Here is a 20,852-nt window from a genome sequence, read left to right as displayed (position 1 = left end):
GGGAGCCTTCCGATGAGCACTACCACTTACAGCCTCGCCGAACTGATGGTTTGCGCAGCCTCCGAAGCCTGGCGCGAAGACGGCGAAGTGTTGGCCACCGGCATCGGCGTGATCCCGCGCCTGGCGGCATCCTTGGCCATGCTCAGCAGCAACCCGCAACTGCTGATGACCGACTCCGAAGCCTACATGGTCGCCGAACCGGTGCCTTTGGGCGCACGCAAGGGCTACGAGCCCAAGCGTGACAGCTGGATGGGTTTCTCGCGGATTTTCGACAACGTCTGGGGCGGCAAGCGCCACGCACTGGTCGGCCCGACCCAGATCGACCGCTTTGGCCAGGCGAACATTTCCTGCATCGGCGACTACGCCAAACCCAAGGCGCAGATGCTCGGTGTGCGCGGTTTCCCCGGCAACTCGATCAGCCACGCCAACTCGTTTTGCGTGCCAAGCCACAACCGTCGGGTGTTCGTCGAAGGCGAGGTCGATATGGTCGCCTCGGTCGGCTACAACCCGGCCCGCCTGGCGCGGGGCTGGAAGCTGGACGACATCGACATTCGCCTGATCATCACCGACCTCTGCGTCCTGGATTTCCAGGGCCCGCAACGGCAGATGCGCATCCGTTCGCTGCACCCCGGCGTGACGGCGGCGCAGGTCCAGGACAACACCGGCTTCGAGTTGCACGTGCCGGACGACTGCCCGACCACCGCAGCCCCGACCACCGAGCAATTGCAACTGATCCAGCGTCTGGACCCGCACAACCTGCGCGCCCTGCAGCTTAAAGACAACCCGCCAGGCCAGCGCTGAGCGCCCGCGTTTTCGGAGACAAGTGATGGCTGAACATAACGACAAGAACGAGGCCGAGGTGGTCCTGTACGAAGTGCGCGACGCGGTGGCAATCGTCACCATGAACCGCCCCGAGTACCACAACGCACAGAACTCGCAGATGACTTATGCGCTGGACGCGGCGTTTCGCCGGGCCTGCGATGACGATGAAGTGAAGGTCATCGTGTTGCGCGGCGCCGGCAAGCATTTCTCCGCCGGGCATGACATCGGCACCCCCGGCCGCGACGTCGACAAGAGCTTCGATCGCGCCAGCCTGTGGTACGACCATGTGAACAAACCGGGCGGCGAGTTTCTCTATGCCCGCGAGCAGGAAGTCTATCTGGGCATGTGCCGGCGTTGGCGCGAGATGCCCAAGCCGACCATCGCCATGGTCCAGGGCGCGTGCATTGCCGGCGGACTGATGCTGGCCTGGGTGTGTGACCTGATCGTCGCCAGCGAGGATTCGTACTTCGCCGATCCGGTGGTGCGCATGGGCATTCCCGGGGTCGAGTATTTCGCCCACGTGCATGAATTGAACCCGCGTATTGCCAAGGAATTCCTGTTCCTCGGCGAGCGCATGCCGGCACCGCGCGCCTATCAGATGGGCATGCTCAATCGGGTGGTACCGCGCGACGAGCTGGAACAACAGACCCTCGACATCGCCGGGCGCATCGCCCAGATGCCGCGCCTGGGCCTGCAATTGAGCAAGCAAGCGGTGAACAACGCCGAAGACCTGATGGGCAAGCGCGCGACCATGGACATGGTGTTCGGCCTGCATCACTTCGCCCACGCCCACAACGAACTGGTGTCCGGCGACCGCCTCGGCGGCTACGACGCCAAGGCCATGGCCAGTTCCCAGCGCAAAACGGGCGAGGCGTGAGCATGGCGATCTCGTTGAATACCCGCCTGACCGAACTGCTCGGTTGCCGCTACCCGATCATCCAGACCGCCATGGGCTGGGTCGCCGATCCGAAACTGGTGGCGGCCACGGGCAATGCCGGTGGTTTCGGTTTTCTCGCCGGGGCGACCATCGAACCGCAGCAGATGGAAGCGGCGATTCTTGAAACCCGGCGTCTGACCGACCAGCCGTTCGGGGTGAATTTCCACATGTACCAGGCCAATGCCGGCGAGATCGTCGATTTGGTACTGCGCCACAAAGTCCGGGCGGTCAGCTACAGCCGTTCGCCGGGCAAGCAAATGATCAGCCGCCTGAAAGATGCCGGGGTGGTGTGCATTCCCACGGTCGGCGCGCTCAAGCATGCGCAGAAGGCCGTGGAAATGGGCGCCGATGCGGTGACCGTACAGGGCGGCGAGGGCGGTGGGCACACCGGTTCCGTGCCGACCTTGATGCTGCTTGATCAAGTGGTGAATGCGGTCTCGGTGCCGGTGGTGGCGGCCGGCGGTTTCAAGGACGGCAAGGGCCTGGTTTCTGCATTGGCCTACGGTGCCGAAGGCATCGCCATGGGCACACGTTTTTTGATGTGTGCCGACAGCCCGGTGCCCCAGGCGACCCTGGCGCGTTACCTGGCAGTGAAAGACCCGGCGGCGATCATCATCAGCCGCGCCATCGACGGCATGCCGCAACGGATGATCCGCAACGAATTGCTCAACCAACTGGAAAACAGCGGCGGTCTCAAGCGCCTGTTGCTGGCCTTGCAGAGTGGTCTGGCCTACCGCCGCCACACCGGCACGAGCCTGACGCAACTGCTCGGCAGTGCCCTGAAGATGCGCGGTGCCGGAGAGCTGACCGCCGCGCAAAGCATCATGGCCGCCAACGCGCCGATGGTGATCCAGAAAGCCATGGTCGACGGGCAACCGGCCGCGGGCGTGTTGCCTGCCGGACAGATCGCCGCATCCATCGACAGCTTGCCCAGCTGCGCCCAATTGATTGAACAGATCGTCCGCGACGCCGAAGCGCGCCTGGGCGAACTGTGCTGCCGTGTGTCGTAAGGGGCCATGCATTGTGAAGGAAGGAAACCATGAAACCATTTAGCGTCAGCATCGAACACGGCATTGCCGAACTGGTGTTCAACCGGCCACCGGTCAACGCCTTCAACAACCAGGGCTGGGCTGATATCGCCAGCGAGATCGAGGGCCTGGGCCGCAACAACGACGTGCGGGTGATCGTGATTCGCGCCGAAGGTCGCGGCTTCTGTGCCGGGGTCGATATCAAGGAACTGGCGGCCGACGGCAACCTGATCGTTGCGGTGAACAAAGGCAACTACGACAGCTTCAAGGCCATTCACCGCAACCCGAAACCGGTGATCGTCGCCGTGCACGGCTTCGTGCTGGGCGGCGGCATCGGCATCTGCGGCGCTGCCGACATCATTGTCGCGTCCGAGTGCGCCACCTTCGGCGTGCCGGAAGTGGATCGCGGGGCCATGGGTGGCGGCGCGCATTTGCAGCGCCTGTTCCCGGTGCAGAAGGTCCGCCACATGTACTTCACCGGCGAGCCGATCGACGCCGCCGAAGCTTACCGCCTGGGCGCGGTGGAGCAGGTGGTCAAGCGCGAAGACTTGCGCGAAGCCGCGTTGCAGATCGCCCGCACCATCGCCGCCAAGAGCCCGGGCATGATCAGCCTGGCCAAGGAAGCGCTGACCGGCATCGAAGACGGCAATCTGGAAGACAAATACCGCTGGGAGCAGGGCTTCACCCTCGAAGCCTACCGCTCACTGGACTCTCAGGAAGCACGCGACTCGTTCGTCGAGAAACGCGATGCCCGATTCAACGGCTGAAGGCATATCCATGGACCTGACCTATACCCCGGCCCAGCAGGCCTTTCGCGTTGAGGCGCGAACCTGGCTGGCGGCCAATGTACCGAGTGAACCGCTGCAATCGTTCGACACCGAACAGGGCTTTGCCGAGCACCGCGCCTGGGAAGCCAAGCTCAACGAAGGCCGTTGGGGCATGGTCACCTGGCCGACCGAACTCGGCGGGCGCGGCTGCGACCTGATCGAGTGGCTGATTTTCGAGGAGGAATACTACCGTTCCGGGGCACCGGCACGGGTCAACCAGAACGGTATTTTCCTGCTCGGCCCGACCCTGATGGAGTACGGCAGCGAAGAACAAAAGGCTCGGTTTCTGCCGCGCATGGCCACCGGCGAAGACATCTGGGCCCAGGCCTGGTCCGAGCCGGGTGCCGGTTCCGACATGGCGGCGATCCGCTCCAAGGCGGAGCGGGTGGGTGACCACTATGTGATCAATGGCCAGAAGACCTGGTCGACCCGCGCGGTGTGGGCCGATTGGGTGTTCGGTATTTTCCGTACCGATCCACAGTCCCAGCGCCATCACGGCCTGACCTTCATCCTGCTGCCGTTGAATACGCCGGGCATCACCGTGCGCCCGATTCCGCAGCTCAACGGCTTGCCGGGATTTGCCGAGATCTTCTTCGACGACGTCAAGGTGCCGGTGGAAAACGCCCTCGGCGGCGAAGGCATGGGCTGGCACGTGGCGATGTCCACCGCCGGTTTCGAGCGCGGTTTGTTGCTGCGCTCACCGGCGCGTTTCCAGGAAACCGCCAAGCGTCTGGTGCAACTGTACCTGGCCAACCGCGAGCAGGCCGACCGCGACCCGGCCATCGGTGAGGCGGTGATGCGCGCCTGGCTCGATGCCGAGGCCTACACCCTGAGCACCTACATGACCGCCTCGCAACTGGTGCAGGGCGGCAAGATCGGGCCGGAGTCTTCGACCAACAAGATCTTCTGGTCCGAACTCGACCAGCGCATGCACGACACCGCCATGAGCATTCTTGGTCTGCGTGGCGAGCTGCTGCCCCAAGCCCCGGCCGCCGGTGACGTCGGCCATTGGCTGGACGGTTTCCTGTTTGCCCAGGCCGGGCCGATCTACGCCGGCACCAACGAGATCCAGCGCAACATCATTGCCGAACGCATGCTCGGCATGCCGCGTGCCTGAGGAATAGACCATGGACTTTAGTTTCAGCCGCGACCAACTGCTGTTTCAGGACAACGTCCGCAGCTTCCTGATCAACGAAGTCACCCCGGAGCGCATTCGCGAACTGTGGCAGAGCGACAGCGGGCGCAGTGAGCGACTCTGGGCCCAACTGGTGGAGCTGGGCCTGACCGCGCTGACCGTGCCCGAGGCGCAGGACGGCATGGGCATGAATGAATTGGATTTCGTGCTGATTGCCCAGGAGTGCGGTTACGCCGGTCTGCCCGAACCGCTGGTGGACACCATGCTGGTGGGCGTGCCGATGCTCGCCGCCCTCGATGAGCAACACGCGGCGCTCAAGCAATACTGGTTGGCGCGGGTCGCCGAGGGCAGTGCACGACTGGCCGTTTCCGAACCGGGGAACCCGCTGGTCAGCGATGCCCATGTTGCCGATCTGCTGTTGCTGGCCCATGGCGATGAAGTGCATGCACTGGAGCGCGATGCCGTGGGCCTGACCCGCAACGAGTCGGTCGACCCGAGCCGTCAACTGTTCCAGGTCGAATGGACGCCGACTCCCGCTACTTGCGTAGCCAGCGGCGAACAAGGCCGGCGCTTGTGGGCGGCCGCCTTCAACCGTGGCGCCCTCGCCAGCGCCGCGCAATTGCTCGGGCTGGCCAAACGCATGGTCGACCTGGCGGTGGACTACACCTTCGAGCGCAAGCAGTTCGGCAAGCCGGTCGGCTCGTTCCAGGCGGTCAAGCATTTGATGGCCAACGTCGCGGTGCAGATCGAGTTCGCCAAAGGCCCGCTGTACCGCGCCGCTCATGCGCTGGCCGAGCAGCAACCGGGGCAGGACGTGCTGGTGTCCCACGCCAAGCTGGCAACGGCGGAAGCGGCCATGCTCGCGGCGAAGAACACCATCCAGGCCCACGGCGCCATGGGTTACACCTGGGAAGTCGACCTGCATCTGTTCATGAAACGCGCCTGGGCGCTGGACAAGGTCTGGGGCGATCGCGGCCGTCACAAAGGACGGATTCGCACGGCGCTGTTCGACGGACAACACGCGCTGGGTGCGGGCAGTACGTTTTAACCCGTCAGTAAGGGTGACGCCCCCCCTCCTGTGGGAGCGAGCTTGCTCGCGAAGGCGGCAGCACATTCAACATTTTTGTCGACTGAACTGACGCATTCGCGAGCAAGCCCGCTCCCACAGGTTATCGGCGCCTGATTTTAATTTCTTCACCGAGGTAGACCATGCCTGAAGCCTATATCGTCGACGCCCTGCGCACGCCTACCGGGCGGCGCAAGGGTGGTCTGAGCCAGATCCACGCCGCCGACCTGGGTGCGCATGTTTTGCGCGCACTGGTCGAGCGCAATGACATTCCCGACGAGGATTACGACGACGTGATCTTCGGCTGTGTCGACACCATCGGCCCGCTGGCCGGTGACATCGCCCGCACCAGTTGGCTGGCGGCCGGCCTGTCGCAATCGGTGCCGGGCACCACCATCGATCGCCAGTGCGGTTCGTCCCAGCAAGCGGTGCACTTCGCCGCCCAGGCGGTGATGAGCGGCACCCAGGACGTGGTCATCGCCGGTGGCGTGCAGACCATGACCCAGATCCCGATTTCCTCGGCGATGATCGCTGCCGAGCCTTTGGGCTTCACCGATCCGTTCAGCGGTTCCGAAGGCTGGGTACGGCGCTACGGCGCGCAACCACCGACGCAGTTCCGTTCAGCGCAGATGATCGCCGAAAAGTGGGACCTGTCCCGGGCGCAGCTCGAAGCCTATTCGCTGGAGTCCCATCGACGGGCCTTGCAGGCCATCGAGCAAGGCCGCTTCAATCGCGAGATCGTGCCGTTGGCCGGTGTGCTGCATGACGAAACCCCGCGCCAGACCAGCCTGGAAAAAATGGCCGAGCTGGAGTTCCTGTTCGGCTGTGACCGGGTCACCGCGGCAGTGTCGAGCCAGACCTGTGACGCGGCCAGTGCGATGCTGATCGTCTCGGAGGCGGCGCTCAAGCGTTACGGCCTGACGCCACGGGCACGCATCCATCACCTGAGCGTGCGCGCCGAAGACCCGATCTGGATGCTCACCGCGCCGATCCCGGCCACGGCTTATGCGCTCAAGCGTGCGGGGATGAAACTGCAAGACATCGACCGGGTGGAGATCAACGAGGCTTTCGCGTCGGTGGCCATGGCCTGGCTGAAAGAGACCGGCTATCCGCACGAACAGACCAACGTCAACGGCGGCGCGATTGCCCTCGGCCATCCGTTGGGCGCCACCGGCACCCGTTTGATGTGCAGCCTGCTGCATGAGCTGGAGCGCAGCGGCGGACGCTTCGGTATGCAGACCATGTGCGAAGGCGGTGGGCAGGCCAATGTGACCATCATCGAACGTTTGTAATCAGGAATCACACCGATCCTGTAGGAGCGAGCCTGCTCGCGATGGACTCAAGAACGACGCGGTGATTCAGATACCCCACGTATTCGTTAACGACCATCGCGAGCAGGCTCGCTCCTACAGGGAATTGTGGCGAGTAGTGATGAATTTGAAGGATTTAGAACATGAAAATCTGTGAAAACCGCGTCGTGATCATCACCGGTGCCGGCGGTGGTCTGGGCCGCGCCTACGCGATGGCCTTCGCCGCCGAAGGCGCGAAGGTGGTGGTCAACGACATCAACCGCGAAGCAGCCCTGGCCGTGGTCGGCGACATCCTCGGCCAGGGCGGCAGTGCCGTGGCCAACAGCGACGACATCACCCGCTACGATTCGGCAGGGCTGATCGTGCGCCAGGCCATCGAAACCTTTGGCGACCTGAACGTGGTGGTCAACAACGCCGGCATCTGCCGCGACCGCATGTTCGCCAGCCTCGGCGAATCCGACTGGGACGCCGTGGTGGCCGTGCACCTCAAGGGCCACTTCTGCATTTCCAGCCACGCCGTGAAGTACTGGCGTGAGCAGGCCAAGGGCGGCGCCAAGGTCGATGCGCGGATCATCAACACCAGTTCCGGCGCCGGTTTGCAGGGTTCCATTGGACAGTCCAATTATGCGGCGGCCAAGGGCGGTATTGCCTCGCTGACGCTGGTGCAGGCGGCTGAGCTGCGTCGTTACGGGATCACCGCCAACGCCCTGGCGCCGGCCGCGCGGACCGGGATGACCGAGCAGGTGTTCGCCGACACCATGAAAAAGCCTGAAGCGGGCTTCGATTACTTCGCCCCGGAAAACGTCGCACCGCTGGTGGTGTGGCTGGGTTCCGAGGCGTCCGCCGAGGTGACCGGACAGATGTTTGAAGTCGAGGGCGGCAAGTTGTCGATCGCCGATGGCTGGCGCCGTGGCCCGCAACTGGATCGCCAGGGCCGCTGGGCGGTTGGCGAGATGGGCGATGCCGTCGCGCAACTGCTGACGCAAGCGGTCCCGGCGGCCAAAGTGTACGGCAGCTGAAAAAGACCGGTCTCTGGAGGGCGGCATGGCTATAATCGGCCCACGATCCAAAGCCGATCCCCTGTAGGAGCGAGCCTGCTCGCGATGGACTCAGGTGCAACGCGTTCATCCAGACAGGACGCGTTTTCGTTAACGTCCATCGCGAGCAAGCTCGCTCCTACAGATGCACATGACCCACGTTCCTCCACACGAGACCTGCCATGACCATTTCCCTGTACGACGCTTCCGTGCCTGTTTTCCAGCAAATGCTCAACGCCCTGAGCGATGTACTGAAAAAGGCCGAGGTGCACGCCGCCGAAAAAAACATCGACCCTAACGCCTTCCTGCAAGCGCGCCTGTTCCCGGACATGTTCCCGCTGGTGCGCCAGGTACAGATCGCCGTTGATTTCGCCAAGGGCGTTTCTTCCCGTCTGGCTGAAGTTGAAGTGCCGAAGTACGACGACACCGAAACCACTTTCGCCGAACTGCAAGCGCTGCTGAGCAAAGTTCTGGCTTACATCGGCGAGTTCACGCCTGCGCAGATCAACGGCAAGGAAGGCATCGAGATCGTCACCCGTCCGGGCACACCTAAAGAGAAGCGCTTCAGCGGCCAGTCCTATCTGCTGACCTACGGCCTGCCGCAGTTCTTCTTCCACGTCACCACCACTTATGCACTGCTGCGCCACAACGGCGTGGAAGTGGGCAAGCGCGACTACATGGGCGCGTTCTAAACCGCCCAGGTACAAAAAAGCCCCCGCAACCTCAGGTTGCGGGGGCTTTTTCATGTGCACGCATTCTTCAGCTACACCACAAATCCTGTGGGAGCGGGCTTGCTCGCGAAGAGGCCGGCACATTCAAAATTGATGTTGCCTGCCATGCCGCCTTCGCGAGCAAGCCCGCTCCCACATGGGGCGGTGGGGTCAGGCCAGACGCTCGGCTTTCTGCTCTTCACCCAGGCAAGCCGCCGCGGTAAACAGCACATCGGTGGAGGAGTTCAGCGCGGTTTCCGCCGAGTCCTGCAACACGCCGATGATGAAACCGACTGCCACCACCTGCATGGCGATTTCGCTCGGGATGCCGAACAGGCTGCACGCCAGCGGAATCAGCAACAGCGAACCGCCGGCCACACCCGAAGCGCCGCAGGCGCAGATCGCCGCGACCACGCTCAGCAGGATCGCGGTGGGAATGTCCACGGTGATGCCCAGGGTGTGCACGGCCGCCAGGGTCAGCACGGTGATGGTGATCGCAGCACCCGCCATGTTGATGGTGGCGCCCAGCGGGATCGATACCGAGTAGGTGTCTTCGTGCAGGCCCAGGCGCTTGCTCAATTCCAGGTTGACCGGAATGTTCGCCGCCGAACTGCGGGTGAAGAATGCGGTGATGCCGCTTTCGCGCAGGCAGGTCAGCACCAGCGGGTATGGGTTGCGGCGCAGTTTCCAGAATACGATGAGCGGGTTCATCACCAGTGCCACGAACAGCATGCAGCCCAGCAGTACGACCAGCAGGTGCGCGTAGCCGATCAGGGCGCCGAAGCCAGAGGTGGCGAGGGTCGAGGCCACCAGGCCGAAGATGCCCAGCGGGGCAAAGCGGATTACCAGACGCACGATCACGGTCACGCCATTGGACAGATCGCCCAGCACTTCGCGAGTGGTGTTTCCGGCGTGGCGGATGGCAATGCCCATGCCGATGGCCCACGCCAGGATGCCGATGAAATTGGCGTTCATCAGCGCACTGACCGGATTGTCGACCACGCTCAGCAACAGGCTTTGCAGCACTTCGCCAATCCCGCCTGGCGCTGTGACCGCGACGTCCTGGGTCGACAGCACCAGGCTGGACGGGAACGTCATGCTGGCAACCACCGCGACCACGGCGGCGGCGAAAGTGCCCAGCAGATACAGGAACAGAATCGGGCGGATGTGGGTTTCCTGGCCGTGCTTGTGGTTGGCAATCGACGCCATGACCAGCACGAACACCAGAATCGGCGCGACGGCTTTCAGTGCCGAGACAAACACTTTGCCGATGAACGCCGTGGATTTCGCCACATCGGGGGCAATCAGCGCCAGGGCAATACCGGCGATCAGGCCGATCACAATTTGTGTAACCAGGCTCAAGCGTTTAAGGCGGTGCAATAGAGAGGGGGATGAAGCAGTCATAAAGCAGCATCTCTGATTTTTTATTAGTGCGAGGTTTCACCGCGCATGCAGCCCGCTGGAAACCGAAGAGGATCGTGACATCGACGACAAAATGACCGATGAACACAGGGTGTACGTTTTTCAGGGCGCGGACTTTATCACAGCGCAGGTACGATCCTTCAGGCCTGTGACGAACTGCCGCCCTGGTCTTCAACGCGAATTGCAGGTTCGTGCAACCGCATCCGAAAACACTCTGTTAAGATTCGCCATCCTCATTTTCATGTCTGCCAGTGGGCCTTCGGGCTATCGCTGGTGTTTTCGTTTTTCTGGAGTTGTGCATGCGGTTGTTGCCCATTCTTCTGTTGTCTGCCGCCGGTTTCACGGTGCTGACCACGGAATTCATCATCGTTGGCCTGTTGCCGGCGATCGCCAGGGACCTGGAGGTCAGCATCCCGCAGGCCGGTTTGCTGGTGACCTTGTTCGCGTTCACCGTGGCCGCGTTCGGGCCGTTCCTCACGGCTTATTTCGCTCGCTTCGAGCGACGCAAGCTGTTCATCTCGGTGCTGATCCTGTTTGGCCTGGCCAATACGCTGGCGGCACTGGCGCCGAACATCTGGGTGATGGCGTTTGCCCGGTTGATCCCGGCGCTGGGGTTACCGGTGTTCTGGGCGCTGGCCAGCGAAACGGCGGTGGACATCGTCGGGCCGGATTACGCCGGTCGCGCCATCGCCAAGATCGGCTTCGGCATTGTCTGCGCCACGGTGTTCGGCATTCCGGTGGGCACGCTGATTTGCGATGCGTTCGGCTGGCGCAGTGCCTTTGCGATTCTGGCGGTCATCGCCTTTGCCAAGGCGCTGCTGCTGTTTATCTATCTGCCCAGGACCCACCTGCACCAGCATCAGGTGAGCTTTGTGTCGCAGTTCAAGATACTGCGCAGCCCGCTGATGCTCGGTCATGTGTTGCTGTCTGTGATCGTGTTCAGCGGCATGTTCACGGCCTATACCTATCTGGCCGACATCCTCGAGCGTCTGGCCGGCTTCAACGGCACCCTGGTCGGCTGGTGCCTGATGGGCTTCGGCGCGGTCGGGTTGATCGGCAACTCCCTGGGCGGCCGTGCGGTGGATCGGCATCCGCTGATGGCGTCGATGATGTTCTGCGCATTCATGATTGCCGGCCTGGTGGCGCTGGTGCCGAACATCCATTCGCCGCTCGGTCTGGCGGCGGCGATGGGCATCTGGGGCGTGACTCAGGCGGCGTTGTTCCTGGTCAGCCATGTGCGCCTGATGAAAGCCGCGCCCGAAGCGCCGGCATTTGCCGCGTCGCTGAACATCGCCGGGGCCAACCTCGGTATCGGCCTGGGCGCGATGATCGGTGGCCGGGTGATCGACAGCGTCGGCCTGCAAGGCCTTGGTTTTGCCGCCGCCGCGTTCATTCTGGCTTCGATCCTGCTGGCCATCGCCCTGATGACGTTCAAGCCGCGCGAAGCGGTTACAGCGCTGTAAACAGCTCGCGTCGGGCACCTTCGGTAATGGCGACAATGCCGGGGTGCTTGACCTTGCGCTCTACTGAGATGGCATAGAACGACTCGCTCACCGCATCGGTCTGGCCGATCACTTGCACGCCATACTGGCGTCGCACTTCATCGGCAATCACGCTCGGGCCAATGAAGATCCCGCTGCCGGATTGGCCGAAGGCCTGCATCAGGGCGCTATCGTCGAACTCGCCGACAATCTGCGGCTGGATCTGCTGCTCGGCGAACCAGCGCTGCAAACGGCTGCGCACTACGGTTTCCGGACCTGGAATCAGCAACGGCGCACCGTGCAGGTTGCGCGGAAAGTCCTGACCGTAACGGGCCGCCAGCTCTGGGGTGGCGAAGAAGCTGATCCCGCACTCACCCAGTTTCTGGCTGTAGCCCTTGATGTCCAAGTGCGACGGCATCGGGCTGTCGGAGATCACCAGGTCCAGGCGCTGGATCGCCAGGTCGGCCAACAAACGTTCAAGCTTGTCTTCGCGGCAGGTGATGCGCAGCGGTTCGCTCAGTTCCATGGTCGGTGCAATCAGGCGATAGACGATGGACTTGGGCACCACGTCGGCCACCCCGACACGAAACAGAATCTGCTGCTCGTTGGGTTGTGCCCGCAGCATCAGTTCCAGTTCGCCGCCCAGCTGAAACATTTGTTCGGCGTAGGGCAGTGCCTGGCGACCGGCCTCGGTCAATTCGAGTTGCCGTCCGACGCGCCGAAACAACTCGATGCCAAAGGTCTGTTCCAGCAATGAAATCTGCCCGCTGATGGTTTGCGGCGTGAGGTTCAGTTGTTCGCAGGCGCGCACGATGCTGCCGGTCTTGGCCACCACCCAAAAATAATGCAGTTGTCGATAATTCAACATAGGTACGGTCCCTACATAAAAGCGAGGAAGTATGGGTTCGTAAAAATCGAAGTATATACCGCAAAAATACGAATTTTCCTGAAGTGTTTGCTTCCCTAGAATGCATCGCTATCAACGGGCCATCGTTTCGGTCCCGTTCGTTCTATCGAGGGAAGCATCATGAAAATTAAAGCCACGGCGCTGTTGATCACATCTTTACTGGTATTGGCCGGTTGCGACCAGGCCGAGAAAAGCGCTCAACAGTTGATGGGCAAGGCCGCCGAAAGCGCCAAACAGGCGATTGACGATACCCACAAGGCTGCCGAACAGGCACTCAACGATGCCACCAGTGGGTTGATCAGCAAAAAAGAATCATCGGAAAAAGAATCGGAAAAAACCGAATCTTCCTCCCAGGAAATCTAAACCGTATTACAACGAGTCAGGACTGACCCATGGACTACCTTTTACAACTTGCCGCCAGCCCCACTGCCTGGGTTGCCCTGGCCACCCTGGTGGTGATGGAAATCGTGCTCGGCATCGATAACCTGATCTTCATTTCGATCCTGACCAACAAGCTGCCCGAGCAACACAGGCAGAAGGCGCGGCGCATTGGTATCGGCATGGCGCTGATCCTGCGATTGGGTCTGCTGAGCACCATCGCGTTCATCGTCCAGTTGACCGCTCCGGTGATCGAGATTCTCGGCCACGCGTTTTCCTGGAAAGACATGATCCTGATCGCCGGTGGCCTGTTCCTGTTGTGGAAGGCGACCACCGAGATCCATCACAGCATGGACCCGGCGCCGGATGATCCGACGTCCAAGACATCCACCGTGACCCTGGGCTTTGCTGCGGCGATCGGCCAGATCCTGATGCTGGACATGGTGTTTTCCATCGACAGCATCATTACCGCTGTCGGCATGACCGAGCATTTGCCGATCATGATCATCGCGGTGGTGGTGTCGGTGCTGGTGATGTTGTTTGCCGCTGATCCGTTGGCCAAGTTCATCAACGACAACCCGACGGTGGTGATGCTGGCCCTGGGCTTCCTGATCATGATCGGCATGACGCTGATCGCCGAAGGCTTCGGCGCCCATGTACCGAAAGGCTACGTCTATGCGGCCATGGCGTTCTCGGCTTCGATCGAGGTGTTGAACATGATGTCCCGCCGGGCCCGGCAGAAGCAGGTAAACGCTGACGCTTGACGGTAGATGAAAGCCAAACGGCCGCCTGAACCCAGGCGGCCGTTTTTGTTTGTTCGAAGAAAATATCGGTCAGTGAGCGTTGGCGTGTTGGCTGCGCGTCTCGTCCGCTTCTGGCGCCGTTGCGGGTGGGGCAGGGTGATGGTGGCGGCGAGTGATGCGCAGCACGCCCCACAGCATGGCAGCGGCTACCGCCAGCCAGCTGCCAATCAACATCGCAATGATCATGGTCAGGCTCATCTGCGCCTCCTCTTTGCCCTGCTGCGGGCACACACGCTTCACTGCCGTCTCTTTAGAACACAGTCTAGCCGTTACTGCATTTCAGACTATTGACCGAAAGTCGGCAGTCACCAACCAGTTCGCTCTATCGGATGCACTCGTCTGCCGTTTAAAGCTATACCCGGGCAGCGCGGCGACCTATGATCGACGACCGAGCCAGAAATGGGATTGCCTGGCGTCTGAACCTGAACAAGAGAGAGCTGATGGTGCGGGTATTTTCTCGAATTTTGTCGGCCATGCTGATGGCCGGTTGCGTGGCAAGTCTGGCGGGCTGCGCCGGGAGCGTTACACCCGAGATCAAGCGTTTGCCGGAGCGAGTCGAACTCAGCGGCCGATTCTACAGGGGCGATGCGTATCAAAGCGGACCGCAGGTGCTGGCCAGTATGTTGTCCCAGCAGGGTATCGTGATCACCCCAGGCTTGCTCGAAAAGCCCCTGCATTTGCCGGGGGGCGAAGCGCAGTTGCAACAGAACATGCAGAACCTGGCCCGCGAGTACGGGATGGTGGTTTATCCCCTCGACAGCAACCTTGCAGCCTTGTTGACGCAGGTCGCCGCCGGTTATCCGGTGATGGTGCGCTTCACCGAGGGCTCGGCCATGTGGGCCGAACCGCGTTACGCCATTTTAGCCGGCTACAACCGCCAGAAGCAGACGGTCCTGTTGCGCGCGGGGATGGATCGCCGCGAACTGATGAGCTTCAGCGCCTTCGAGTCGGCATTCAAGGACGCCGGTGGCTGGGCCGTGCTGATCCAGAATCCGACGCAGATCCCGTCGCAGGTCGATCAGCAGCGATGGCTCAATGCCGCCAACGAGCTGGCTCAAGCCGGTCAGGAGCAGGCCGCCGCCAAGGCGAAAAAAGCCCTGGCCGCACACTAAGTCCGTTGGTCACCCGACGGGCACCATCGTTCGCCGCCGGCCTCTGATCTTCAAAGGCCCGGATCATTGTTCCGGGCCGAGATCAGGAGGCACCCATGGCTCACTCCACAACGCCCGTCGGTCCGCACTCGTCTGAACATTCCTCTGGCGATGAGCTGGGTTTCGATCCCGATTCTCCGGACCTTGCCGATCCTCAGGTCGACCCGATCGGGCCTGCCAAGGCACCGAGGGACGTGAAGCCGGGTGACAACCCCAAGGCTCCGGCCAAGCCCTACGATCCACTGGGTGATCTGAAACCTTAGGTTCAATGGAGGTGTGTATGTCTACCGATTCCAGTTTTGACGACAAGCGTCCGGAAACCGTCCCCACGACCCCCGAGCAAAGCACCGATCCGGTGATGGATCCGGACAGCCCGTTGAGGGATCCCCTGGCGCGGCCAACGGTGGTGCCCACTGAAAAACCGAAGGGGTGGAGAGATCCAAGTACCGGCGACGGCATCCCGGACGACGACCAGATGCCGCTGCCCAACGACTGAATAGCCGCCACCTGTAGGATGTTTCGTAATCTGTGTTCCGTGAAGAACCAAAAAAAAGCCCCGAGTGATCGGGGCTTTTTCATGTGTCTGCAGCAAGGTTACTGCGACGCTTCAACCACGCCGCTCTGCCGCTGCTTGAGGTTCTTGTCTGCCTTGTACTGCAAGGCTACGGAAGGCACGTCTGCGCTCTTTCCGCTCTCTACCCAATTACGCATGCGCGTGGCATCGGCAAAATGGGTGTACTTGCCATAGGCGTCAAGGATCACCAGGGCCACCGGGCGATTACTCATTCGGGTCACCAGCACCAGGCAGTGGCCTGCTTCGTTGGTGAAACCGGTTTTTGTCAGCTGGATGTCCCAGTCCGGCTTGCGGACCAAATGGTCGGTGTTGCGGAAACCCAGGCTGTAGTTGGGTTTACGGAACGAGACGGTTTTTTCCTTGGTCGTACTCAGCTCGGTCAGCAGCGGGTACTTGTGCGCGGCGATCAACAGTTTGCTCAAATCGCGAGCGGTCGACACGTTGCGCGGGGAGAGACCGGTCGGCTCGACGAAATGCGTGTTGGTCATGCCCAAGGCCCGGGCCTTGGCGTTCATGGCAGCAATGAACGCGGCATAGCCTCCCGGATAGTGGTGGGCCAGGCTTGCAGCGGCGCGGTTTTCGGATGACATCAGGGCAATCAGCAGCATTTCCCGGCGCGGCAGTTCGCTCTTGAGCTTGACCCGGGAGTACACGCCTTTCATTTCCGGTGTGTCGCTGATGTTGATGTTGATGTATTCATCCATGTTCTGGCGGGCTTCGACCACGACCAGGCCGGTCATCAGTTTGCTGACGGACGCGATGGGGACGACGACGTCAGGATTGCTGGCATAGATGACTTTGTTGGTCTGCATGTCCAGCAGCAGGGAACTGCCGGAAGCGAGCTTGAGTGTCTTCGTATCTCGCGGCGCTGCGGTGGTCTCGTCAGCACTGGCGATGGGCGTGAGGAAAGTCCCTGTAACTGCAAAAAATAGGCTCAGGATGGAAAGACGGATTTTCACGCTGGCAGACTCACAAAGTGTTGATAGGCCGTTCTGTAACGGGCTATTTCGTAAAAAGCGCGACATTCTGGAGTATGGCTGAATAACTGTCGATGGTTGTTCAAACAACAGGCGAAAGTCCTGAGAAACATGAAAAAAATGTCATTTTCCGTCGGGTGGTCGAGCGTGTTTCGCAGGCAAAAAGAACCCCGCCAAGGGCGGGGTTCTTCGATTCGCTGTCAGCGTCTGCGGTGAAACTCAGCTGTGCAGGGTTTCAGCGGCGTACAGGGTGTTTTCCAGCAGGCAGGCACGGGTCATCGGGCCAACGCCGCCCGGCACCGGAGTGATCCAGCCAGCGCGGGGCAGGGCGGTTTCGTAGATCACGTCACCGACCAGCTTGCCATCGTCCTGACGGTTGATGCCGACATCGATCACGATCGCGCCTTCCTTGATCCATTCGCCCTTGACCAGCCCTGGCTTGCCGGCGGCGACGACGACCAGGTCCGCACGGCCGACATGACCGGCCAGGTCTTTGGTAAAGCGGTGGGTGACCGTCACGGTGCAACCGGCCAGCAGCAACTCCATCGCCATCGGGCGGCCAACGATATTGGACGCACCGACGACCACGGCATTCATCCCGTAAAGATCGACCCCGGTGCTTTCCAGCAGGGTCATGATGCCTTTGGGGGTGCATGGGCGCAGCAGCGGGATACGCTGGGCCAGGCGACCGACGTTATAAGGATGGAAACCGTCGACGTCTTTGTCCGGACGAATGCGCTCCAGCAGTCTGGAGGCGTCCAGGTGTTCGGGAAGCGGAAGCTGAAGCAGGACGCCGTCGATCGCAGGATCGTCGTTCAGGCGATCGATCAGCTCGGTCAGCGCTTCTTGAGTGGTTTCGGAAGGCAGGTCATAAGCTTGGGACAGAAAGCCGACCTCTTCACAGTCTTTACGCTTGTGCGAGACATAAACCTGAGAGGCAGGATCGCTACCGACCAGGATCACCGCAAGGCCGGGCGTGCGCAGGCCTTGCTGGCGACGCTCGGTGACACGTTGGGCGATCTGCTGGCGCAGGCTGGCGGCGATCGATTTGCCGTCGATTAGTTGTGCAGTCATTGCGCGTGATTAACCATCGAGAGGGGAAAAAAAGAGAACGCATTCTCGCATGTCATGCGGTGAGGGCAAAGGCGCTTGGTCTGCAAATTCCCCTAACTCCTTTAATTAAATGAATTTTTTTTAAAAAGGAATTGACGACCTTCGGGTGGCTCTATACTATTCGTCGCACTTGTCGGGCACAGCCTAGCACTGGTTAAGAAGGTTGAGCGGGATTACGGTTCTGCGAGACTGGAAAGCACTTAGTTTGTAGTCCTCCAAGGGTACAGCTAACAAGGCGCCCGTAGCTCAGCTGGATAGAGCATCCGCCTTCTAAGCGGATGGTCGCAGGTTCGAGTCCTGCCGGGTGCGCCATTAGGCAGCTTTGGCACAAGTAACGCGATATGGTGGGCGTAGCTCAGTTGGTAGAGCACGGGATTGTGACTCCCGTTGTCGTGGGTTCGATCCCCATCGTCCACCCCATATTTCGAAAGGCGCCAGATTAACAGTCTGGCGCCTTTGCTTTAACGGCTTCATCCGCGGATGTGGTGGAATTGGTAGACACACTGGATTTAGGTTCCAGCGCCGCGAGGCGTAAGAGTTCGAGTCTCTTCATCCGCACCAAATAAAGCTTCGATCAGGCTGTTGGCCTGGCTGGAGCTTGATAAAGAAGTTGTTTGGCTTCTTTAACAGGTAATATGGTGGGCGTAGCTCAGTTGGTAGAGCACGGGATTGTGACTCCCGTTGTCGTGGGTTCGATCCCCATCGTCCACCCCATATTTCGAAAGGCGCCAGATTGAAAAGTCTGGCGCCTTTTTTGTTTCGGCGGCCGCAAGTTCCGGGTCGCAGGGGCGGGGCGTTTCGTCGTATTTATGTTTCTCGATGATGCCGTCCTGTCCGCCGGTCCTGTGTGCGGGGCTGGCTGTCAGGGAGATGATTGGCGACCTCTTCTATATAGGAAGGGTCGGCGCAGAGCCCTGGCGTGATTGGTTGTATTTGCCATCGGGGCGAGGTGCACTCGTGCATTCGCCCCTATAAATTGCCTGCTGCTTTTTTACCCGTTTTCAGTAGGGTGACTTCTTGAGTTTGACCCACTAGAATGCATGCCCTTGATTCTGGGGTCGGAAACGGCCGGCTAACGTCTGTGCAACGAGGAATATCCATGCAAGTTTCTGTTGAAAATACTACTGCTCTTGAGCGCCGCATGAGCGTCACCGTGCCGGCTGAGCGCATCGAGAGCCAGGTCAACAAGCGTCTGCAGCAGACCGCCCAAAAGGCCAAGATTGCTGGCTTCCGTCCAGGCAAAGTGCCAATGAGCGAAATCAAGCGCCGTTTCGGTGCCGATGCTCGCCAGGAAGCTGTAGGCGACGTGATCCAGTCCTCCTTCTACGAAGCTGTGGTTGAGCAGAAGCTGAACCCGGCTGGTTCGCCATCGATCGAGCCAAAGTCCCTGGAAGCTGGCAAGGACCTGGAATACGTCGCTGTTTTCGAAGTGTTCCCTGAGTTCACTGTTGCCGGTTTTGACGGCATCACCGTCGAGCGTCTGAGCGCTGATGTGACTGACGCCGATCTGGACAAGATGCTGGAAATCCTGCGCAAGCAGAACACCCGTTTCGAAGTGGCCGATCGCGCTGCCCAGAACGAAGACCAGCTGAACATCGATTTCGTCGGCAAGGTCGACGGTGAAGTGTTCGCCGGCGGTTCCGCCAAGGGTACCCAGCTGGTCCTGGGTTCCGGCCGCATGATCCCTGGTTTCGAAGATGGCCTGGTTGGCGCCAAGGCCGGTGAAGAGCGCGTTCTGAACCTGACTTTCCCAGAGGACTATCAGAACCTGGACCTGGCTGGCAAAACCGCCGAGTTCACCGTGACTGTCAACACCGTTTCCGAGCCAAAGCTGCCAGAACTGACTGAAGAGTTCTTCGCTCAGTTCGGCATCAAGGAAACCGGTCTGGAAGGCTTCCGTGCCGAAGTTCGCAAGAACATGGAGCGCGAGCTGCGTCAGGCGATCAAATCCAAGGTCAAGAATCAGGTAATGGACGGTCTGCTGGCCACCAACCCGATCGAAGTGCCAAAGGCTCTGCTGTCCAACGAAGTTGACCGTCTGCGCGTGCAGGCTGTCCAGCAGTTCGGCGGCAACATCAAGCCTGACCAGCTGCCGGCCGAGCTGTTCGAAGAGCAAGCCAAGCGCCGCGTAGTGCTGGGCCTGATCGTGGCTGAAGTGGTCAAGCAGTTCGACCTCAAGCCAGACGAAACCCGCGTTCGCGAGATGATTCAGGAAATGGCTTCGGCCTATCAGGAGCCTGAGCAAGTTGTGTCCTGGTACTACAAAAACGACCAGCAACTGAACGAAGTTCGTTCGGTTGTGCTGGAAGAGCAAGTTGTGGATACTGTTCTGCAGAAAGCTAGCGTGACCGACAAATCGGTCTCTTACGAAGAAGCGGTCAAGCCGGTAGAAGCACCACAAGCCGACTGATCACTTTTGCGGTAAGAAGCAAACACCATAAGCCAGCCTTCGTGCTGGCTTATGCGTATTCAAGACATAACTATTTGGGAGTGACTGCAGAGCATGTTCCGTAATTCGTATATTCAGCAGAACTCTGATATCCAGGCCGCAGGCGGCCTGGTCCCGATGGTTGTCGAGCAGTCCGCTCGTGGCGAGCGCGCCTACGACATCTACTCGCGCCTGCTCAAGGAGCGAGTGATCTTTCTGGTTGGCCCGGTAGAGGACTACATGGCCAACCTGATCTGTGCGCAATTGCTGTTCCTTGAAGCGGAAAACCCGGACAAGGACATCCATCTCTATATCAACTCCCCGGGCGGTTCGGTGACGGCGGGCATGTCGATCTACGACACCATGCAGTTCATCAAGCCCAATGTGTCGACCACCTGTATCGGTCAGGCGTGCAGCATGGGCGCATTCCTGCTGACGGCCGGTGCCCAGGGCAAGCGTTACTGCCTGCCCAACTCGCGTGTGATGATTCACCAGCCACTGGGCGGTTTCCAGGGCCAGGCGTCGGATATCGAAATCCACGCCAAGGAAATCCTCTTCATTCGTGAGCGTCTCAACACGCTGATGGCCAAGCACAGCGGGCGCACGCTTGAAGAAATCGAGCGTGATACCAACCGCGATAATTTCATGAGTGCGGACGCTGCGCGTGAGTACGGGTTGATCGACGAAGTGATCAGTCAGCGCCCTGCTTAAAATAAGCAGCTCAAAATAAGGTTGGTCGGCGGGTC

Annotated in this window: 22 protein-coding genes and 4 tRNA genes; 21 read left to right on the top strand and 5 right to left on the bottom strand. The window is 60.7% G+C overall.

The features are described from left to right. Positions 1 to 12 precede the first annotated feature (12 nt). The 9 genes from BSF40_RS25925 (at position 13) to BSF40_RS25885 (ending at position 8,854) form a co-directional block, all read left to right on the top strand. On the top strand, positions 13 to 801 hold the full coding sequence (locus tag BSF40_RS25925) for a CoA-transferase subunit beta (protein WP_095967399.1): 789 nt from the start codon (positions 13 to 15) through the stop codon (positions 799 to 801). A gap of 25 nt (positions 802 to 826) precedes the next feature. Then, positions 827 to 1,699: an enoyl-CoA hydratase gene (locus BSF40_RS25920; protein ID WP_095967398.1), complete on the top strand. Its 873-nt coding sequence runs from the start codon at positions 827 to 829 to the stop codon at positions 1,697 to 1,699. A gap of 2 nt (positions 1,700 to 1,701) precedes the next feature. Next, positions 1,702 to 2,769 (top strand): nitronate monooxygenase family protein, encoded by a 1,068-nt coding sequence (locus tag BSF40_RS25915; RefSeq protein WP_095967397.1) that lies wholly within the window; start codon positions 1,702 to 1,704, stop codon positions 2,767 to 2,769. Positions 2,770 to 2,798: 29 nt separating this feature from the next. Then, positions 2,799 to 3,554 carry an enoyl-CoA hydratase family protein gene (locus tag BSF40_RS25910; RefSeq protein ID WP_095967396.1) on the top strand — a complete coding sequence of 252 codons (756 nt, stop codon included), beginning with the start codon at positions 2,799 to 2,801 and terminating at the stop codon, positions 3,552 to 3,554. 10 nt (positions 3,555 to 3,564) lie between these two features. Beyond that, a complete protein-coding gene (locus BSF40_RS25905) occupies positions 3,565 to 4,731 on the top strand; it encodes an acyl-CoA dehydrogenase family protein (RefSeq protein WP_015094286.1) in 1,167 nt (388 codons plus the stop codon). A gap of 10 nt (positions 4,732 to 4,741) precedes the next feature. Next, complete coding sequence (locus BSF40_RS25900) at positions 4,742 to 5,797, top strand: acyl-CoA dehydrogenase family protein (protein ID WP_095967395.1); 1,056 nt, start codon at positions 4,742 to 4,744, stop codon at positions 5,795 to 5,797. Between the two features lie 161 nt (positions 5,798 to 5,958). Further along, complete coding sequence (locus BSF40_RS25895; RefSeq protein ID WP_095967394.1) at positions 5,959 to 7,107, top strand: acetyl-CoA C-acetyltransferase; 1,149 nt, start codon at positions 5,959 to 5,961, stop codon at positions 7,105 to 7,107. 161 nt (positions 7,108 to 7,268) lie between these two features. Further along, positions 7,269 to 8,144 carry an SDR family oxidoreductase gene (locus BSF40_RS25890; RefSeq protein WP_095967393.1) on the top strand — a complete coding sequence of 292 codons (876 nt, stop codon included), beginning with the start codon at positions 7,269 to 7,271 and terminating at the stop codon, positions 8,142 to 8,144. Positions 8,145 to 8,344: 200 nt separating this feature from the next. Beyond that, positions 8,345 to 8,854 carry a DUF1993 family protein gene (locus tag BSF40_RS25885; RefSeq protein WP_095967392.1) on the top strand — a complete coding sequence of 170 codons (510 nt, stop codon included), beginning with the start codon at positions 8,345 to 8,347 and terminating at the stop codon, positions 8,852 to 8,854. A 189-nt stretch (positions 8,855 to 9,043) separates the two neighbouring features. Here the strand turns inward: BSF40_RS25885 and sstT are convergent, their stop codons facing one another. Continuing rightward, entirely contained in the window at positions 9,044 to 10,276 is a 1,233-nt protein-coding gene (sstT, locus tag BSF40_RS25880; RefSeq protein WP_095967391.1) for a serine/threonine transporter SstT, read from the bottom strand. Positions 10,277 to 10,593: 317 nt separating this feature from the next. On the opposite strand from sstT, the gene BSF40_RS25875 reads away from it, so the two are divergent. Next, a complete protein-coding gene (locus BSF40_RS25875; RefSeq protein ID WP_095967390.1) occupies positions 10,594 to 11,757 on the top strand; it encodes an MFS transporter in 1,164 nt (387 codons plus the stop codon). Here the strand turns inward: BSF40_RS25875 and nhaR are convergent. Then, entirely contained in the window at positions 11,744 to 12,643 is a 900-nt protein-coding gene (gene nhaR, locus BSF40_RS25870) for a transcriptional activator NhaR (protein WP_095967389.1), read from the bottom strand. The two genes, BSF40_RS25875 and nhaR, sit on opposite strands and share 14 nt — an antisense overlap. A 159-nt stretch (positions 12,644 to 12,802) precedes the next feature. On the opposite strand from nhaR, the gene BSF40_RS25865 reads away from it, so the two are divergent. Together BSF40_RS25865 and BSF40_RS25860 are read left to right on the top strand one after the other, a co-directional pair. Further along, positions 12,803 to 13,045, top strand: a complete 243-nt coding sequence (locus BSF40_RS25865) for a hypothetical protein (RefSeq protein ID WP_095967388.1) — start codon at positions 12,803 to 12,805, stop codon at positions 13,043 to 13,045. Between the two features lie 29 nt (positions 13,046 to 13,074). Next, complete coding sequence (locus BSF40_RS25860; RefSeq protein WP_007977136.1) at positions 13,075 to 13,824, top strand: TerC family protein; 750 nt, start codon at positions 13,075 to 13,077, stop codon at positions 13,822 to 13,824. A gap of 69 nt (positions 13,825 to 13,893) precedes the next feature. On the opposite strand, the gene BSF40_RS25855 is transcribed toward BSF40_RS25860, so the two are convergent. Then, entirely contained in the window at positions 13,894 to 14,103 is a 210-nt protein-coding gene (locus BSF40_RS25855) for a hypothetical protein (RefSeq protein ID WP_095967387.1), read from the bottom strand. 137 nt (positions 14,104 to 14,240) lie between these two features. Between BSF40_RS25855 and BSF40_RS25850 the strand changes: the two genes are divergently transcribed. The 3 genes from BSF40_RS25850 (at position 14,241) to BSF40_RS25840 (ending at position 15,510) form a co-directional block, all read left to right on the top strand. Next, positions 14,241 to 14,975, top strand: a complete 735-nt coding sequence (locus BSF40_RS25850) for a peptidase C39 family protein (protein WP_095967386.1) — start codon at positions 14,241 to 14,243, stop codon at positions 14,973 to 14,975. Between the two features lie 95 nt (positions 14,976 to 15,070). Next, positions 15,071 to 15,277 (top strand): DUF6021 family protein, encoded by a 207-nt coding sequence (locus BSF40_RS25845; protein ID WP_015094297.1) that lies wholly within the window; start codon positions 15,071 to 15,073, stop codon positions 15,275 to 15,277. Between the two features lie 17 nt (positions 15,278 to 15,294). Continuing rightward, positions 15,295 to 15,510, top strand: coding sequence for a hypothetical protein (locus BSF40_RS25840; RefSeq protein WP_007977127.1), 216 nt, complete (start codon positions 15,295 to 15,297; stop codon positions 15,508 to 15,510). Positions 15,511 to 15,608: 98 nt separating this feature from the next. Here BSF40_RS25840 and pbpG read toward each other — a convergent pair whose 3' ends face one another. Both pbpG and folD read right to left on the bottom strand, forming a co-directional pair. Further along, the gene (gene pbpG / locus BSF40_RS25835) at positions 15,609 to 16,547 is read right to left on the bottom strand and encodes a D-alanyl-D-alanine endopeptidase (protein ID WP_015094299.1); all 939 of its coding nucleotides are present in this window, start codon (positions 16,545 to 16,547) and stop codon (positions 15,609 to 15,611) included. A gap of 237 nt (positions 16,548 to 16,784) precedes the next feature. Further along, positions 16,785 to 17,639 (bottom strand): bifunctional methylenetetrahydrofolate dehydrogenase/methenyltetrahydrofolate cyclohydrolase FolD, encoded by an 855-nt coding sequence (gene folD / locus BSF40_RS25830; RefSeq protein WP_008001570.1) that lies wholly within the window; start codon positions 17,637 to 17,639, stop codon positions 16,785 to 16,787. Positions 17,640 to 17,913: 274 nt separating this feature from the next. On the opposite strand from folD, the gene BSF40_RS25825 reads away from it, so the two are divergent. The 6 genes from BSF40_RS25825 (at position 17,914) to clpP (ending at position 20,817) form a co-directional block, all read left to right on the top strand. Next, a tRNA-Arg gene (locus tag BSF40_RS25825) sits at positions 17,914 to 17,990 on the top strand. Positions 17,991 to 18,022: 32 nt separating this feature from the next. Then, positions 18,023 to 18,098 (top strand) — tRNA-His (locus BSF40_RS25820). Positions 18,099 to 18,154: 56 nt separating this feature from the next. Beyond that, positions 18,155 to 18,239: transfer RNA gene (locus BSF40_RS25815), tRNA-Leu, on the top strand. Positions 18,240 to 18,316: 77 nt separating this feature from the next. Then, positions 18,317 to 18,392, top strand: a tRNA-His gene (locus tag BSF40_RS25810). A 385-nt stretch (positions 18,393 to 18,777) separates the two neighbouring features. Continuing rightward, entirely contained in the window at positions 18,778 to 20,088 is a 1,311-nt protein-coding gene (gene tig / locus BSF40_RS25805; RefSeq protein WP_095967385.1) for a trigger factor, read from the top strand. A 93-nt stretch (positions 20,089 to 20,181) separates the two neighbouring features. Further along, positions 20,182 to 20,817, top strand: a complete 636-nt coding sequence (clpP, locus tag BSF40_RS25800; RefSeq protein ID WP_015094302.1) for an ATP-dependent Clp endopeptidase proteolytic subunit ClpP — start codon at positions 20,182 to 20,184, stop codon at positions 20,815 to 20,817. The last annotated feature ends 35 nt before the right edge of the window (positions 20,818 to 20,852 follow it).

This window comes from Pseudomonas sp. ACN5 (genome assembly GCF_002303975.1).
GTDB classification, from domain to species: Bacteria; Pseudomonadota; Gammaproteobacteria; order Pseudomonadales; family Pseudomonadaceae; genus Aquipseudomonas; species Aquipseudomonas laurylsulfatiphila.
Note: the sequence above shows the minus strand (reverse complement) of the source record. Positions and strands in the feature narration are given on the sequence as shown.

Bases quoted from the DNA above. Each gene is read 5' to 3' on its own strand.
- BSF40_RS25925 (WP_095967399.1), top strand. From the start codon at position 13: ATGAGCACTACCACTTACAGCCTCGCCGAACTGATGGTTTGCGCAGCC.
- BSF40_RS25920 (WP_095967398.1), top strand. From the start codon at position 827: ATGGCTGAACATAACGACAAGAACGAGGCCGAGGTGGTCCTGTACGAA.
- BSF40_RS25915 (WP_095967397.1), top strand. From the start codon at position 1,702: ATGGCGATCTCGTTGAATACCCGCCTGACCGAACTGCTCGGTTGCCGC.
- BSF40_RS25910 (WP_095967396.1), top strand. From the start codon at position 2,799: ATGAAACCATTTAGCGTCAGCATCGAACACGGCATTGCCGAACTGGTG.
- BSF40_RS25905 (WP_015094286.1), top strand. From the start codon at position 3,565: ATGGACCTGACCTATACCCCGGCCCAGCAGGCCTTTCGCGTTGAGGCG.
- BSF40_RS25900 (WP_095967395.1), top strand. From the start codon at position 4,742: ATGGACTTTAGTTTCAGCCGCGACCAACTGCTGTTTCAGGACAACGTC.
- BSF40_RS25895 (WP_095967394.1), top strand. From the start codon at position 5,959: ATGCCTGAAGCCTATATCGTCGACGCCCTGCGCACGCCTACCGGGCGG.
- BSF40_RS25890 (WP_095967393.1), top strand. From the start codon at position 7,269: ATGAAAATCTGTGAAAACCGCGTCGTGATCATCACCGGTGCCGGCGGT.
- BSF40_RS25885 (WP_095967392.1), top strand. From the start codon at position 8,345: ATGACCATTTCCCTGTACGACGCTTCCGTGCCTGTTTTCCAGCAAATG.
- sstT (WP_095967391.1), bottom strand. From the start codon at position 10,276: ATGACTGCTTCATCCCCCTCTCTATTGCACCGCCTTAAACGCTTGAGC.
- BSF40_RS25875 (WP_095967390.1), top strand. From the start codon at position 10,594: ATGCGGTTGTTGCCCATTCTTCTGTTGTCTGCCGCCGGTTTCACGGTG.
- nhaR (WP_095967389.1), bottom strand. From the start codon at position 12,643: ATGTTGAATTATCGACAACTGCATTATTTTTGGGTGGTGGCCAAGACC.
- BSF40_RS25865 (WP_095967388.1), top strand. From the start codon at position 12,803: ATGAAAATTAAAGCCACGGCGCTGTTGATCACATCTTTACTGGTATTG.
- BSF40_RS25860 (WP_007977136.1), top strand. From the start codon at position 13,075: ATGGACTACCTTTTACAACTTGCCGCCAGCCCCACTGCCTGGGTTGCC.
- BSF40_RS25850 (WP_095967386.1), top strand. From the start codon at position 14,241: ATGATCGACGACCGAGCCAGAAATGGGATTGCCTGGCGTCTGAACCTG.
- BSF40_RS25845 (WP_015094297.1), top strand. From the start codon at position 15,071: ATGGCTCACTCCACAACGCCCGTCGGTCCGCACTCGTCTGAACATTCC.
- BSF40_RS25840 (WP_007977127.1), top strand. From the start codon at position 15,295: ATGTCTACCGATTCCAGTTTTGACGACAAGCGTCCGGAAACCGTCCCC.
- folD (WP_008001570.1), bottom strand. From the start codon at position 17,639: ATGACTGCACAACTAATCGACGGCAAATCGATCGCCGCCAGCCTGCGC.
- tig (WP_095967385.1), top strand. From the start codon at position 18,778: ATGCAAGTTTCTGTTGAAAATACTACTGCTCTTGAGCGCCGCATGAGC.
- clpP (WP_015094302.1), top strand. From the start codon at position 20,182: ATGTTCCGTAATTCGTATATTCAGCAGAACTCTGATATCCAGGCCGCA.